The sequence below is a fragment of the Thermostichus sp. OS-CIW-32 genome (assembly GCF_054060415.1).
Genome location: NZ_JBSSDD010000003.1, coordinates 23,306 through 36,791, shown reverse-complemented (window position 1 = coordinate 36,791; position 13,486 = coordinate 23,306). Strand labels below are relative to the sequence as shown.

Genomic DNA, 13,486 nt, shown 5'->3' with positions numbered 1-13,486 from the left:
TGGAAGGAGGATCCCCTGCCGATGACCTTGCTCTTGGATAGCTTGTTTAACGGCCTTAGCATCGGCACCGTCTTGCTAATAGCCGCTCTGGGCTTGGCCATTGTTTTCGGCCTCATGGGGGTCATCAACATGGCCCATGGGGAGCTGATGATGTTGGGGGCCTACACCACTTTTGTGGTTCAAAATGCCTTTCGTCCCCTAGGGGATCCCTGGCGGGATTTGTACATCTTTCCAGCTTTGGTAGCTGCCTTTGCCGTCACTGCTCTGGTGGGACTAGCCCTGGAGCGGGGGGTGATTCGCTTTTTGTATGGCCGACCGCTGGAAACCCTTCTGGCCACTTGGGGTGTGAGCCTGATCCTGCAGCAGTTTGTGCGCAGCGTCAATTGGGTGCTGGCTTTCCGCTTGGGGGCCTTCGCGGTGCTCTTTTTTGGCGGCTGGTGGCTCTTGGCCAGGCGAACGGATTGGCCGCGCCTCAAAAGGTGGACGCTGGCGCTGCTACTGGTGCTTTCCACGGCAATTGCAGCGGTGGGGGGGCGGGTGCTGGCGCAAACCTATGCTTTAGCAGTCACTCAACCCTGGTTTGGAGCCCAGAACAAAGATGTGACCGCTCCCCGTTGGCTGGGGGGTGGGATCCCGGTGGGCAGCCTGTTTTTGCCCAATACCCGCCTGTTTATTATCGCCCTCACTGTCTTCTGCATCCTAGGGCTGTACTTCTTCTTGCAGCGCACCCGCTGGGGGCTGCGCATCCGGGCGGTTACCCAGAATCGGGCCATGAGTGCCTGTGTAGGGATCCCCACGCAAAAGGTGGATGCCCTTACCTTTGCCATCGGCTCGGGTCTGGCGGGAGTGGCCGGCGTAGCGGTCAGCCTGCTGGGATCCGTGGGGCCGAACACCGGCCAAAACTACATCGTGGATACCTTTATGGTGGTCGTCGTGGGGGGTGTCGGTAAGCTTTTGGGCAGCATTGTGGCAGCGCTTGGGATCGGGATTGCCAACTTTGTCATCGGTTCCGGGACGCTGGCTTTGATTTTTCCCAACGTGCCCATCCTGACCGATACCCTCAACTTTTTTGCCACCACGAGCATGGCCAAGGTGATGGTCTTTGCTTTGATCGTGGCCTTTTTGCAGGTGCGACCCCGTGGCCTTTTCCCCGAAAAAGGTCGTATGGTGGATGCCTAGGGAATGATCTCGCTTGGCGAAAACTCTAGGACCAGACTCTCCATCTTCTACTCCCTCACAAAGCCCATGAAACTGGTTCATTCCCCCCGTGCTGATCATGAAGTGGCTGCTCCCGCCGCGGGTGGGGATCCCAATTCTTCTCGCAAGCTTCTGTGGGAGGCCGGGATCCTCATCGTTTTGGTGCTGGCCTTGATCTTTGTGGCCCCAACTGTGCTGTCTGGCTTTCGGCTCAACTTGTTGGGGCGGTTTCTGGCCCTCAGCATTGTAGCTTTGGGAATCGACCTCATCTGGGGCTATACCGGCATGCTCAGTCTGGGACATGGGGTGTTCTTCGCCTTGGGGGGCTACGCTCTGGGGATGCACCTGAAATTGCAATTGCCGGAAGGTCAGATACCGGAGTTTTTCAGCCTCTATGGGGTAACGGAATTGCCCTGGTTTTGGTATCCCTTTTATTCGTTTCCGTTTACGGCTGTTGCTGTGGTCTTGATCCCGGCTTTGGTGGCGGCAGCCCTGGGGTATTTGGTGGTGAGAAATCGCATCCGAGGGGTTTATTTTTCCATTTTAACTCAGGCCACCACGATCATTTTCTTTAACTTCTTCAACGGCCAACAGCGCTTAATCAACGGCACCAACGGCCTGACCAACTTCCAGACTTTGTTTGGCCTGGATGTCAACTCGTCCGAGATGCGCTTCGCTGTCTATGTCACTACAGTTCTGGCGGTGGTTTTGGCTTACCTTCTCTGTCGTTGGCTGACCAGCGGCCTATTCGGTCGGATCCTGGTAGCCATTCGAGATGACGAGCCGCGGGTTCGTTTTTCCGGCTACAATCCCACCGGCTTTAAAGTTCTGGTGTTTGCCGTGTCTGCTGCCCTGGCGGGTGTTGCCGGAGCTTTGTTTACCTTGCAAACTGGGATCATCTCTCCCAATGCGATGGCCGTTCCCTTTTCCATTGAGATGGTAATCTGGGTGGCGGTGGGCGGTCGGGCCAGTTTGGTGGGGGCGGTGCTGGGGGCTCTGTTGGTTAACTTTGCCAAGAGCTTGCTGAGCGAAAATTTTCCCGAAATTTGGTTGTTTTTCCAAGGGGGATTGTTCCTGCTGGTGGTGCTGGTGTTGCCGGATGGACTGGTGGGTTGGGTGCGCACCCAAGGCAGGCAGCTTTGGGTCACTGTCCAGCTTTGGCGCAGGCGCTTGGCAGATACTTCCCCAGCTTAAATCTGGCTTTCTGTCGATGTGCATCATACGCAAGGTGCAAGTTCAGAGTAAAAGGATCCCAGATCTGATGGGTAAGCCAGCGATGCCAAGTGTCCTCTCTTATTTATTTGATGGGTTGAGTTTGATGGGTTGAGAACCCTGTTCGCCCTCTGCCCTTTCCGTTCTTGGATGTGATCCCCATGCTTACTGCAGCTCCCACCGCCACCCGACAAATTTTACAAACTCAGGATCTCACCGTCAGCTTCGACGGCTTTAAGGCTTTAGATGGGTTGAACTTCTCTCTGGAGGAAGGGGAGCTGCGGGTGGTCATCGGTCCCAATGGGGCGGGTAAGACTACATTTCTCGATGTGCTGACGGGCAAGGTTAAGCCCACCCGAGGCCGGGTGCTGTTCAAAGGAAAGGATCTGGCCAAGCTCAAGGAACACGAGATCTCGATTTTGGGTGTTGGGCGCAAGTTTCAGACGCCGCGGGTCTATCAAAACTTGAGCGTGCGAGAAAACTTGGAGCTATCCCTCAACCCTGACAAAAGGGTTTTTTCCACCCTATTGGGCAAAAAGCATCTGCGAGAAAAAACGGATGCTCTTTTGGAAACCATTGGCCTCAGCCGTAAGGATCGGGTTCCGGCAGGGCTGCTTTCCCACGGAGAAAAGCAATGGCTGGAGATCGGCATGGTGATTGCTCAAGATCCGGATTTGCTGCTGCTGGATGAATGCGTGGCCGGGATGACGGACAAAGAAACAGAAGCTACAGGAGAGTTAATTCAATCCTTAGCCCAAAGCCACACCATTTTGGTGATCGAACATGACATGGTGTTTGTCCGACAAATTGCCCGCAAGGTTACCGTTTTACACCAAGGCTCGGTGCTGTGCGAAGGTACCTTTGAGGATGTGAAAAACGACCCGCGAGTGATTGAGGTCTATCTCGGATCCCACAAGGGGAAAAACTAAGCAAAGAGGCTATAGCTCTGTATCTAATCGACTCATGCGCAGGCCTATGAATACGGAAAACGCGACCGCAACACAAAACTTATCCCGAGATGGATCCGGGCCTCTCCTGGAGGTCTCCAACTTGAGGGTTTACTATGGTCAGAGTTTAATTGTGAAGGATCTCTCTTTTAAGATCTTTCCCGGCCAAGCGGTTTGCCTTCTGGGCCGCAATGGTATGGGCAAAACCACCACACTTAAAGCCCTGATGGGACTTCTGAAAGACTGCACAGGCAAAATTGCTTTTGAGGGCCGTCCTATCAACCATTACCCTCCCAATTGGCGAGCCCGTGCCGGTATCGGCTATGTACCCCAAGGTCGAGAGATATTTCCCCGCCTAACGGTTGAGGAAAACCTGCTGGTGGGGCTAGAAGCGGCACCGGACAGAGAACGGACCATACCTGAGTTTGTCTATGACCTATTCCCAATTCTGCGTTCTTTTCTTAAACGGCTGGGTGGGGATTTGAGCGGTGGGCAGCAGCAGCAACTGGCCATCGCCAGAGCTTTGGTGGCAGAGCCCAAACTTTTGCTCCTGGATGAGCCTACAGAAGGGATCCAGCCCTCTATCATTATCGAGATCGAAGAAGCCATCAGCCGCATTCAAAAGGAGCGGGGCGTTTCGGTGTTGCTGGTGGAGCAGTATTTTGAGTTTGCCCAAAGCCTAGCCGATTATTTTTATCTCATGGAGAATGGATCCCTTATCATGGAGGGGCCGACTGACCAAATGGACGAAGAAAAAGTCCGAGCTCACCTTTCTATCTAAGGTGGCACCTGGAGAGCCTGAAAACCTCTATAACTTTTTTGAGAGCGGCAAATGGCATCCTGCATGTTCCAGAGACCTTGCCTAAACTTCTGGAAAAGCGAGAAGTCCACCTGCGAGGGGATAGGCTAGGGTTAGCCCTGGGCTTCCTTGAGCAGCAGCGTTGGCTAAGCTAGAAACTGTTCAAGATTGCGCTAGCTTGCCATTTCCATCCACAGGTTTGTGTCTCCTCCGATTCACTTCACTGCAGAGCCCTGGCTGCACACCTACAGCGAAATTATCGATGTGCGCTCTCCGGCAGAGTTCGCAGAGGATCATTGGCCGGGAGCCATCAACTTGCCTGTACTCTACGATACAGAACGGGCGGAGGTGGGCACGCTCTACAAGCAGGTGGATCCCTTTACAGCCCGCAAACGAGGGGCAAGCTTGGTGGCCCAGAACATCAGTCGCCACTTGCAAACCCATTTTGCCGATAAAGATCGCGATTACCGGCCCCTAATCTACTGCTGGCGGGGAGGGCAGCGCTCTGCCAGCTTGGCATTGGTGTTGTCCCAGGTGGGCTGGCAGGTTACGGTTTTGCAAGGTGGCTACAAAACCTACCGGGCCTGGGTGCGCCGACAGCTGCAGATCTTGCCCCAGGAATTTACCTACCGAGTGCTCTGCGGACCAACAGGGAGCGGCAAAACCCAGTTGCTTCACCATCTGCGCCAACAGGGATCCCAAGTTCTCGATCTGGAAAAGCTGGCCTGTCACCGGGGATCCCTCCTGGGGGCCGAGTGGGGGGTGCCACAGCCCAGTCAGAAGAGCTTTGAAAGTCAACTGGTGCAGGTTTTTCTCCAGTGGGATCCCGCCAAGCCAGTCTGGGTGGAGGCTGAGAGTGCCAAAGTGGGCCAGCTCCATCTGCCGCCTGCCCTTTGGCAAGCCCTTACCCAAGCCGACTGTGTCGAAGTGCAGTTGCCTCTAGAGGAGCGGGTGAAGGGGTTAATCGCCCACTATCCCCACTGGATTGCTCACCCCCAAGCGCTAAAGGGGAAATTGCTGCCTCTGAAGTCCCGTCTTGGCCAGGCCCGCCTGCAGCGTTGGTTTGAGCTGATCGACGCCCAAGACTGGCCGCAGTTTGTGCAGGAGTTGCTGGAGCAGCACTACGACCCCACCTATCGACACGGGCTGCAGCAAAACTTCAATCGCCTTCGGGCCCGGATTGAGCTGTCTGACCTTTCCGAGACCAGCCTCAGGGAAGCTGCTGCTCGCCTCATCCAGATGCCGCTTGGATCCCTGGCTAGGTGAGCACGATAAACTCCAAAGCCCGCAACACCTCAAACCACTCGGAAACTTCCAGCCGAACCGTGGAATCGGCAATCCACCGGCAGCCGGGATAAAAAGACTTGCGGTAGGCCCGAGCGGGATCCTTGTAGTCCACTTCCAATTGAAAGTGATCCGGCAGTGGGCGAGGACGGTAGGCCGACAGCCGCCTCAGGGATCCCTCTACACCTTGGCGGATGGCCCGCAAAACTTGCTGCGGATGTGGCGCAATGACCGACTGGCCCATTCCTTTGTGGGTGACCACCGTCTCGATTTGGGCGTCATAAGCTTTTGCTTCAGCACACACCTCCGCATCTCCGGCTACAAACACAACCGGGACTCCCTCATAGGCAGCCGTGAGGCTGACCAGGTGAAACTCGGCGATGGCCTGGCCGTTCAGTCGGATTTGGCTAACTTCGGTGGTGTAGGTGTGGGCGAGGGGGTTGGCAGCAGATCCGGCGCGGGCATGATAGCCGATTAGGAGCAGGGCATCGTAACTGCGATCCAACTCTTGCACCATACAGTAGGGGTGGCCGCTCCAGCCGCGGATGAGTTGCACCGGCTCCGGCAACCGCTCGGGGATGAGGTTCCGCCCGGAGTCATGGGCATCTTTGACTGTGATCTGCGTGGCTCCGGCAGCTAGGGATCCCTCACAAGCCGCGATCACTGCTCGGGTCATCTGCTCTCGAAATGCCTCGTAACCCGGCTGGCCGATGGTGGCCTCATCCCAATGGCTGATGCCGGCGATCCCCTCGATATCGGCGCTGATATAAACCTTCATGTTTGGCTCAGTAGACTCAGCATTGGATTCTGTCGGGCTCTATCCACCCTCAGATGCCGCTCAACATCGCTCTGGGCAAGGGATCCAAGCGGTTATTTCCCTTGCGAAAATTGCCCCCGGCTCTGCTGTGGATCCCTTCCCTGTTTTCGAGAAGTCGGGATGAAAAACAAGGACTCCATCCCGCTGAGGCGGTCAGAGAGCCACCAAAGAAGCAGATACCCCCTGCTGTAACTCCGACAACAATGAGGCCGGACGCCCCTTGTAGGGCCAGGCAAAAGCGTGACGAAAGGCTGCTTCCTGGCAGTGTTTGAGCTGCTCGAAATCGATGATGTCGTGGGTCAGCAGGTTTTCGTACTCAAACGGCAGCCGCACATTGTGCAAGCCGGCGTTGTCGGTGCAGATGGCGATATCCACCCCCGCCTCAAAGCAGCGGTCAAAGACAATCTTGAGGGGCTCCAAACTGGGCAGGGTTCCCGTTTTTAGATAGGTGGTGGGACAAACTTCTAGGCATTGTCCTCGCCGTGCCAGCTCCGGCAGCAATTCTGGATAGTGGAGGGGGATCTGAATGCCGTGGCCGATCCGCGAGACATAGGGCAGCAACTGTGGGTAGCAGCCATCCAAAGTTTCGTACAGGTGGGCAGTGGTTTTCAGGCCGCGGGCCAGCGCATACTTGAACAGCTCAATCCACTCGTCCATCCGTTCGCCGTAGGGCTTGTCTCCCCCGGCCAGGTCGATGGCACACACATACTCCGACTCAGCGGCAGCTTCCACCATGGCCCGGTTGATGTGGCTGGGCAGGCGTGAATGCAAACAGACGATCTGGGTGGTGACGATGGGATACTCTCGCTGTTGACTGGCTTGTCCTACCGTCTCGATCACCTGGCGCATCTGCTTGAGGCGCTCCGCCTCATCCAGGCTGGGATCCGTGCGTAGGTAGGGAGTGTAGCGAATCTCCAGGTAGGCCAGATCCTCAAAGACGTAGGCTCCCCGCAGCAGGCGGTAGATAAAATAGGGCAGGGTTTCCAGGGTTTGCACCTGTTCCACCAGCGTGTGCAGCTCCAGGTAATCTTCGAGGGTGTTGCGCGGGCGGGTGTAGAACTCCTCGAACTCGGCATAGGTGGGAAAGCGCTCCGCCACAGGGGATCCCTGGCGGTGAAAATAGCGCCACAGAATTCGGGGGACAACCGAACCGCCCAAATGACGGTGCAACTCCGCGTGAAGTGCCATAAACGCTCTACAGTGGCCCGCCAGGGGGCAGACTTGGTTTGTTTAAGTACTATTTCTACTCTTATCCTACTCTTATCCAACCGCCTCAGGCTTGTCCAGGTCTAATCCCGCAAGCCCGGTTGGCAGCCTAGATCGTCAAGCCGATCCCCTGCCCATCGTGATAGGCGGCCAGCAGTAGGTCGGTGGTGGTATCCCAAGCAATCTCGCCCGAGCGCGATAGAGCAATGGCCCCAAAGGAGCGGCGACGTTGGCGGGCCTCTTGAAAAGACTTGGCCATGGCAGCCTTCAGGCTGAGGCCATCTTCCACTCGAATCACAATCCGCGCCGCCAAGCTCTCATCCAAAATATCTTCCCCGACACCAGTACAACTGACCCCCGCCGCCGCACTGGCATAGGTTCCCGCCGGAGTGGCCGAATCGCTTACTCGCCCCACCCGTTCAAACCCCCGCCCGCCGGTGGAGGTGCCGGCACAGATTTGCCCCTGTTGATCCAGCGCCACCGCCCCCACCGTGCCCATGGCCAGAGCAGTGAGAACCCTAGTTGGGGGATGGGTTTGGCGCAACTGCACCCACTCTTGAACCCGCTTGAGAGTGGCCGGGTCATAGACCGGCAACTGCAGCTCCCGCGCCAGCTCTGCTGCCCCTTGTTCGGCCACCACGCGATCCGGGCTTGATTGCAGAGCCTGGGCCATGAGGATGGGATGCTGAACTCGGCTGACGTTGATCACCCCGCTAAAAGACTGGGTGGCCCCGTTCATGAGAGCGGCGCTCATGCGGATTTGCCCATCCGATTGCAAGACCGACCCCGTCCCGGCATTGTAGAGCGGATCATCCTCCAGCAACTGGCAGGCATGCATCACCGCCGCCTCGGCACTCTGCCCAGCCAACAGCAGCTCGTAGGTGCTCTCCACCACCTGCTGCAGGGATCCCCTCACTTTTTCCAGGCTGCTTTCCCCTTCCAGGGCGCTGCCGGCTCCGCCGTGGATGATCAGTTTGGGCTGAGGCATGATGAGATCGGTTACCTTGGGAGGACAGTGGAAGACTATATTTTGATTTTCGGGTACAACATTCACCAATGCATCTGCTCCATCCCAGGGATCCCAGCGCAAAGGGAGAGGGAGCCTTAAGATAATCCTGTAGATTTGCTAAGCATAGATACTCAAGGGCGATTCTGGTAAAGGGCTGTCGGATTGCAGCCGGCAGGGATCCCCCTGATGGTATGGCACAAGCGAGGTTACATCCATGGCGCTGCCCAGCTTGCACGAGTTTCCTTGGCTGACCACGGTCATCGCTTACCCTGTGTTGGCCGCCCTATTTATTCCCCTGATCCCAGCACCGGCTGGGGATCCCAGTACCCGCGCCTACGCACAAAAGTTGGCCGAGCGGATCCGCTGGTTTGCTTTGTTCATTGCGGTCACGGATCTGCTGATTCTGCTGGCCGGCTTCTATGTCGGCTACGATCCCGGCCAGACAGGTTTGCAACTGCTGGAGCGCTACACCTGGGTACCCCAAGTGGGCTTGAGTTGGTCGGTGGGGGCTGATGGCCTCTCCATGCCCCTGATCCTGCTCACGGCGTTTATCACTACCCTAGCCATCTTGGCCGCTTGGCCGGTCACCCTCAAACCTCGCCTCTTCTACTTTTTGATGCTGGCCATGTATGGCGGGCAGATCGGGGTGTTTGCCGTGCAGGACATGTTGCTGTTTTTCCTGATGTGGGAATTGGAGCTGATCCCGGTGTACTTGCTCCTCTCCATTTGGGGGGGATACAACCGCCTGTATGCGGCCACCAAGTTCATCCTCTACACGGCTCTCAGCTCCCTGTTTATCCTGGTGGCAGGTCTGGCTATGGCCTTCTACGGGGATCCCATCAGCTTTGACATGACGGATCTGGCCCACAAGACCTATCCGCTCACCTTCCAACTGCTGATGTACGGGGCCTTCCTCATTGCCTATGGGGTGAAGCTGCCCATTTTCCCCTTGCACACCTGGCTGCCCGATGCCCACGGAGAAGCCACTGCGCCGGTGCACATGTTGCTGGCCGGGATCCTGCTCAAGATGGGGGGCTATGCCCTGATGCGCATGAATGCGGGCATGCTGCCGGATGCTCATCTTTACTTTGCGCCAGTGCTGATCGTGTTGGGGGTGGTGAACATCATCTTTGCCGCCCTCACCTCTTTTGCCCAGCGCAACCTGAAGCGGAAGATCGCCTACTCTTCCATCAGCCACATGGGCTTCGTGCTCATCGGTATCGGATCCCTGACGGAGATCGGCATGAGCGGCGCCATGCTGCAGATGATCTCCCACGGGCTGATCGGGGCCAGCCTGTTCTTCTTGGTGGGGGCCACCTACGACCGCACCCATACGCTGGAGCTGGAGGAAATGGGCGGCGTTGGCCTGAAGATGCCCAAGATCTTCTCCATGTTCACCGCCTGCTCCCTGGCTTCGCTAGCCCTACCCGGCATGAGCGGCTTTGTGGCCGAGATCATGGTGTTTATCGGCATGGCCACCACCGATGCCTACTCTCTCCCCTTCCGGTTGGTGGTGGTTTTCCTGGCAGCAGTTGGGGTGATCCTGACCCCCATCTACCTGCTGTCGATGTTGCGGCAGATTTTCTTTGGCCCAGAGAACAAAGAGCTCACCGAACACGAAGAGTTGGTGGATGCTGAGCCACGCGAGGTGTTCATCATCGCCTGCCTGTTGATCCCAATCATCGGCATTGGCCTCTATCCCAAGCTGGTGACCAGCCTCTACGACCAATCCACCAACGCCTTGGTGGCGCTGCTGCGGCAGGAGCTGCCCCAAACTGGTGAGACGGTTGCCCAAGCTCCTGCCCTCTACAACAACTGAATGTTGAATTTGAATTGAGAATTGAGGGATGGAAGGAGATCCACTCTTTTTCTATCCCGCATTGGACTTGTGGCTCTCGCCAGCTTGAACTTGCATCCAGCCGAACAAAGTTGCGATTGTCAGTTGGATCCCTTGGGCAAACGCAGGAGCGGGGATCACCTCTTGGGGATCCTCATGCACCGTCGGCTGCTGCCCGGCAGGGTAGGCGAAAACAACCCTTTCTTCGGGAGCCACGATCCACCCCATTTGGCAGCCGTGATCCAGGCCGATCAAGATTTTTTTGACCAGCTTCATTGGATTTTGATTGGGAGAGAAAATCTCGATCATCCAATCCGGGCAAAAGGGGATGAGATTTTGAATGGTGCCATCTTCATCTACAGGGATCCGATCCCAGGGGATCACAGAAATATCGGGCACAATCGCGTATCCGGCGAAGGTGCAGCGCAGCTCTGGAAATGCCATTCCCAGTTGAGAAGGCTCCAACATCTCGTTAATGAAGCTACCCAGTTTTAGTTGGAGACGGCTATGTTTTCCCTGTGGCATGGGCTTCTGGATAATTTCTCCTTTGATGAACTCGCTGGCGGGCTGAGTTTCCGGCTGTTGTAGAAAGTCTTCCAGAGTTAGAGGCTTGGCAGATAGACTGACCATGGCTTTCTCCCATCACGCTGCTATCCGATTAACAATAGACTGAGAAAGTATCAAAGCTGATCAAATCAAAACAGATCCCTGTCACGTTGTTGCCAAGTCATTTGGCGGTCATAAGGGCTTTTGCCGGAAAACAACCCCATCAGCGGCCCCAAAATGGCCCCAAACACAAAACCGCCCGCATGGGCCCAGTAAGCAATTCCCCCACCCTGCATACCGATATTGGTAGGCGTCTGTAGGCTGGCAATGCCGTAGAAAGCTTGCTGGATGAACCAAAAGCCTAGGAACACCCAAGCCGGAACGTAGAGGGTTGTGATGAAAATACCCAAGGGCACCAGGGTCAGGATCTCGGCCCGTGGAAAGCGCAAAATATACGCTCCCAATACGCCGGCAATGGCACCACTTGCCCCCAGTGAAGGAATGGGGGATCCCATATCGAAAAACCACTGCGTTAATGCAGCCAAAGCTCCGCAAGTCAGGTAGAAGATGAGGTAGCGCACATGGCCCAAGCGATCCTCAACGTTGTTGCCGAAAACCCACAAAAAAAGCATGTTCCCGCCAATGTGGAGAAAGCCCCCATGCAGAAATTGTGAGGTGAATAGGGTTACCCATTCTGGACGCGACGAAGAGGTGATCTCCCCTCGAAAACTGGCCGTCAACTCTATCGGTACCACTGCCCACTCCCGGAAAAAAGCTGCCAGCTCTTGTGGCGACAGGGTTAGCTGGTACAGAAAAATTAAGATGTTAACGATCACCAGGGCATAAGTGACATAGGCTGTGCGGGTGGTTGGGTTGCGATCTTGCAGGGGTACCACAGTTAAGATCCAGTCGACGTCACCCTCTAGCCTAACCTGTCCTTTCCCACCCCCCCAGGCTCACCTCTAAGCCCCTACCTGAGGCTACACTGGGGTAGTCGGCTGGGAGCTATGCTTGCAGACGGATCCCTTGCCGACGAACGCATCTCGGCCAAGCTCGCTCGGCAGAGAATGGACTACAAGATAAGGATTTAGAGGAGTGGATTGATGCCCGAGGTTGAAAGCGCCACTGCCCCGCTCAAGTTTTTGATCGTCGAAGATCATCCAGAGGTGGCCCAGAACAACTGTGAGTGGCTGCAACGGATTGCAGCCGATGCTCAGTGCATTACGGTCACCAACCCTATGGACGCCATCCTGCGCTTGCAGCGGGAACAACCAGACTTGGTTGTAGCCGATCTGCTCTACGGTCAAACCAGCGGGGAGCAGTCTGCCGAGCCTGGCCTAGAGTTCCTGCGTCATATCTTTGAGAACTACCCCACCTTGAATGTGATGGCCTATTCCAGCGAGCCGCTGCTGCTCACTCCATTGGTGGGCCTGATCAGCAAACACCAGGGTGGGTTTGCCGCGGTCAACAAAATGGAACGGCGCACCGTGTTTTTGGAGGGGGCCAAAAGTGCCCTGAATGGAGAATTGCGCATGCCGCGGGAGTTGCGCGGTCTTACGAAGCTGACAGAACGAGAAATTGAGGTCTTGAACTTGCTCTGCAAAGAAGCCCTCACCGACCAAGCCATTGCCGATCGCATTCACACCAGCAAGAAGACCGTACAAAACTGTATCCAAAGGCTCAAAGAAAAGCTAGATATTTTCGGCTCTGAGGATGAGATCAACGCCCGCGTTGCCATGTGCATGACAGCTGTTCAGAAAAAGATTATCCAGTGGTAAAGGCTGAAGGCCAGCAGTGACTTGCATCTGCGGCCAGCTCCAGCTTGGGGTACTGGCAAAGGCTGAGTCAAAGCCAGAAGAAGAGAGGCGGAGCTCTCCGGCTGCCATTTTCCAATTCTTCCAGCCATCAGACAGCTTTCAACTGGGATCAGCGGATCCCCAGTGCAGAGGCAAACACGCTGTGGCCCACTATGGCCTCTACCACAACACTGATGGCAAACCCCAGCATGGCCAGCCGTCCGTTCCATCGCTCGGCCTTCTCCGTCCAGCCAATCTCCCACTCCGGCGGGGTATCGCCGTCTTGACCGTACTGCGGCACGTACCGCGGGCGACCGGCGCCTTCCCAGCCAGCAGGGCGCTTGGAGTTGAAGAAAGCCATCGAGCCAATCACAACAGCGGCCACCAGCCCGGCCACCATGACGGCAATGTAGGGGAGGAAGGGATTGTCAAGCATCATCGGACTGTCGAGATAGGGATTGAAGGGTGAAAAAGCTCCCAAAAAGGGTAGAGCTGTAACATCTCAAAGCCAAAGAGAAAGTCTGTGAGATGTCCAATGTGGCTCTACCGAAAAGTTCTTCGACAAATTATTGCAGGTTATTGCAGACCTAGCCACTGGGCGAGAGTGCTGGCAAAAACACTGTGGCCCAGCACCGCTTCTGTAGCAATGCTGATCACCAAGCCCAACATGGCCAAGCGTCCATTCCAACGCTCCGCTTGCTCTGTCCAGCCTGGGATCCAGTCGTTGGTGGTGTCGTAGTACTGGGCAACAGAAGCGGAGTCCAGACGAGAAGGGATTCTGGGAGACGATTGCATTGCTAATACCTCGTATTGGTTGCTGTAACCAAACTTAACAC

Annotated in this window: 14 protein-coding genes; 7 read left to right on the top strand and 7 right to left on the bottom strand. The window is 56.1% G+C overall.

Features of this window, described 5'->3' with window-relative positions:
• The first annotated feature begins 21 nt into the window (after positions 1–21).
• The 5 genes from ACVWY8_RS05150 to mnmH all read left to right on the top strand — a co-directional run bounded on the left by ACVWY8_RS05150 (position 22) and on the right by mnmH (position 5,421).
• Positions 22–1,179 carry an ABC transporter permease gene (locus tag ACVWY8_RS05150; protein ID WP_457393368.1) on the top strand — a complete coding sequence of 386 codons (1,158 nt, stop codon included), beginning with the start codon at positions 22–24 and terminating at the stop codon, positions 1,177–1,179.
• A 3-nt stretch (positions 1,180–1,182) separates the two neighbouring features.
• The gene (urtC, locus tag ACVWY8_RS05145; RefSeq protein ID WP_457393366.1) at positions 1,183–2,391 is read left to right on the top strand and encodes an urea ABC transporter permease subunit UrtC; all 1,209 of its coding nucleotides are present in this window, start codon (positions 1,183–1,185) and stop codon (positions 2,389–2,391) included.
• Between the two features lie 179 nt (positions 2,392–2,570).
• Positions 2,571–3,338: an urea ABC transporter ATP-binding protein UrtD gene (gene urtD / locus ACVWY8_RS05140; RefSeq protein ID WP_457393364.1), complete on the top strand. Its 768-nt coding sequence runs from the start codon at positions 2,571–2,573 to the stop codon at positions 3,336–3,338.
• A gap of 34 nt (positions 3,339–3,372) precedes the next feature.
• Entirely contained in the window at positions 3,373–4,137 is a 765-nt protein-coding gene (gene urtE / locus ACVWY8_RS05135; RefSeq protein WP_457393362.1) for an urea ABC transporter ATP-binding subunit UrtE, read from the top strand.
• Between the two features lie 219 nt (positions 4,138–4,356).
• Positions 4,357–5,421: a tRNA 2-selenouridine(34) synthase MnmH gene (gene mnmH / locus ACVWY8_RS05130; RefSeq protein WP_414351992.1), complete on the top strand. Its 1,065-nt coding sequence runs from the start codon at positions 4,357–4,359 to the stop codon at positions 5,419–5,421.
• Here mnmH and ACVWY8_RS05125 read toward each other — a convergent pair.
• The 3 genes from ACVWY8_RS05125 to ACVWY8_RS05115 form a co-directional block, all read right to left on the bottom strand.
• Positions 5,414–6,217: a M55 family metallopeptidase gene (locus tag ACVWY8_RS05125; protein WP_457393360.1), complete on the bottom strand. Its 804-nt coding sequence runs from the start codon at positions 6,215–6,217 to the stop codon at positions 5,414–5,416. The two genes, mnmH and ACVWY8_RS05125, sit on opposite strands and share 8 nt — an antisense overlap.
• Before the next feature lie 192 nt (positions 6,218–6,409).
• Complete coding sequence (locus tag ACVWY8_RS05120) at positions 6,410–7,444, bottom strand: amidohydrolase family protein (RefSeq protein WP_011433593.1); 1,035 nt, start codon at positions 7,442–7,444, stop codon at positions 6,410–6,412.
• A 127-nt stretch (positions 7,445–7,571) separates the two neighbouring features.
• Entirely contained in the window at positions 7,572–8,450 is an 879-nt protein-coding gene (locus ACVWY8_RS05115) for an isoaspartyl peptidase/L-asparaginase (protein WP_011433592.1), read from the bottom strand.
• A gap of 235 nt (positions 8,451–8,685) precedes the next feature.
• On the opposite strand from ACVWY8_RS05115, the gene ACVWY8_RS05110 reads away from it, so the two are divergent.
• A complete protein-coding gene (locus ACVWY8_RS05110; RefSeq protein WP_414357523.1) occupies positions 8,686–10,290 on the top strand; it encodes an NAD(P)H-quinone oxidoreductase subunit 4 in 1,605 nt (534 codons plus the stop codon).
• Between the two features lie 51 nt (positions 10,291–10,341).
• Here ACVWY8_RS05110 and ACVWY8_RS05105 read toward each other — a convergent pair whose 3' ends face one another.
• Positions 10,342–10,938 carry a Uma2 family endonuclease gene (locus ACVWY8_RS05105; protein ID WP_457393358.1) on the bottom strand — a complete coding sequence of 199 codons (597 nt, stop codon included), beginning with the start codon at positions 10,936–10,938 and terminating at the stop codon, positions 10,342–10,344.
• Positions 10,939–11,003: 65 nt separating this feature from the next.
• Complete coding sequence (locus ACVWY8_RS05100; protein ID WP_414342387.1) at positions 11,004–11,750, bottom strand: rhomboid family intramembrane serine protease; 747 nt, start codon at positions 11,748–11,750, stop codon at positions 11,004–11,006.
• 207 nt (positions 11,751–11,957) lie between these two features.
• Here ACVWY8_RS05100 and ACVWY8_RS05095 point away from each other — a divergent pair, with 207 nt between their 5' ends.
• Entirely contained in the window at positions 11,958–12,632 is a 675-nt protein-coding gene (locus ACVWY8_RS05095) for a response regulator transcription factor (RefSeq protein WP_414342386.1), read from the top strand.
• 148 nt (positions 12,633–12,780) lie between these two features.
• On the opposite strand, the gene psb35 is transcribed toward ACVWY8_RS05095, so the two are convergent.
• Both psb35 and ACVWY8_RS05085 read right to left on the bottom strand, forming a co-directional pair.
• Entirely contained in the window at positions 12,781–13,089 is a 309-nt protein-coding gene (psb35, locus tag ACVWY8_RS05090) for a photosystem II assembly protein Psb35 (protein WP_414422025.1), read from the bottom strand.
• A 137-nt stretch (positions 13,090–13,226) separates the two neighbouring features.
• Positions 13,227–13,445 (bottom strand): hypothetical protein, encoded by a 219-nt coding sequence (locus ACVWY8_RS05085; protein WP_011433585.1) that lies wholly within the window; start codon positions 13,443–13,445, stop codon positions 13,227–13,229.
• Between the last annotated feature and the right edge of the window lie 41 nt (positions 13,446–13,486).

Coding starts and splice junctions, on each gene's coding strand:
- ACVWY8_RS05150 (WP_457393368.1), top strand. CDS start 22: ATGACCTTGCTCTTGGATAGCTTGTTTAACGGCCTTAGCATCGGCACC.
- urtC (WP_457393366.1), top strand. CDS start 1,183: ATGATCTCGCTTGGCGAAAACTCTAGGACCAGACTCTCCATCTTCTAC.
- urtD (WP_457393364.1), top strand. CDS start 2,571: ATGCTTACTGCAGCTCCCACCGCCACCCGACAAATTTTACAAACTCAG.
- urtE (WP_457393362.1), top strand. CDS start 3,373: ATGCGCAGGCCTATGAATACGGAAAACGCGACCGCAACACAAAACTTA.
- ACVWY8_RS05125 (WP_457393360.1), bottom strand. CDS start 6,217: ATGAAGGTTTATATCAGCGCCGATATCGAGGGGATCGCCGGCATCAGC.
- ACVWY8_RS05120 (WP_011433593.1), bottom strand. CDS start 7,444: ATGGCACTTCACGCGGAGTTGCACCGTCATTTGGGCGGTTCGGTTGTC.
- ACVWY8_RS05115 (WP_011433592.1), bottom strand. CDS start 8,450: ATGCCTCAGCCCAAACTGATCATCCACGGCGGAGCCGGCAGCGCCCTG.
- ACVWY8_RS05110 (WP_414357523.1), top strand. CDS start 8,686: ATGGCGCTGCCCAGCTTGCACGAGTTTCCTTGGCTGACCACGGTCATC.
- ACVWY8_RS05105 (WP_457393358.1), bottom strand. CDS start 10,938: ATGGTCAGTCTATCTGCCAAGCCTCTAACTCTGGAAGACTTTCTACAA.
- ACVWY8_RS05095 (WP_414342386.1), top strand. CDS start 11,958: ATGCCCGAGGTTGAAAGCGCCACTGCCCCGCTCAAGTTTTTGATCGTC.
- psb35 (WP_414422025.1), bottom strand. CDS start 13,089: ATGATGCTTGACAATCCCTTCCTCCCCTACATTGCCGTCATGGTGGCC.
- ACVWY8_RS05085 (WP_011433585.1), bottom strand. CDS start 13,445: ATGCAATCGTCTCCCAGAATCCCTTCTCGTCTGGACTCCGCTTCTGTT.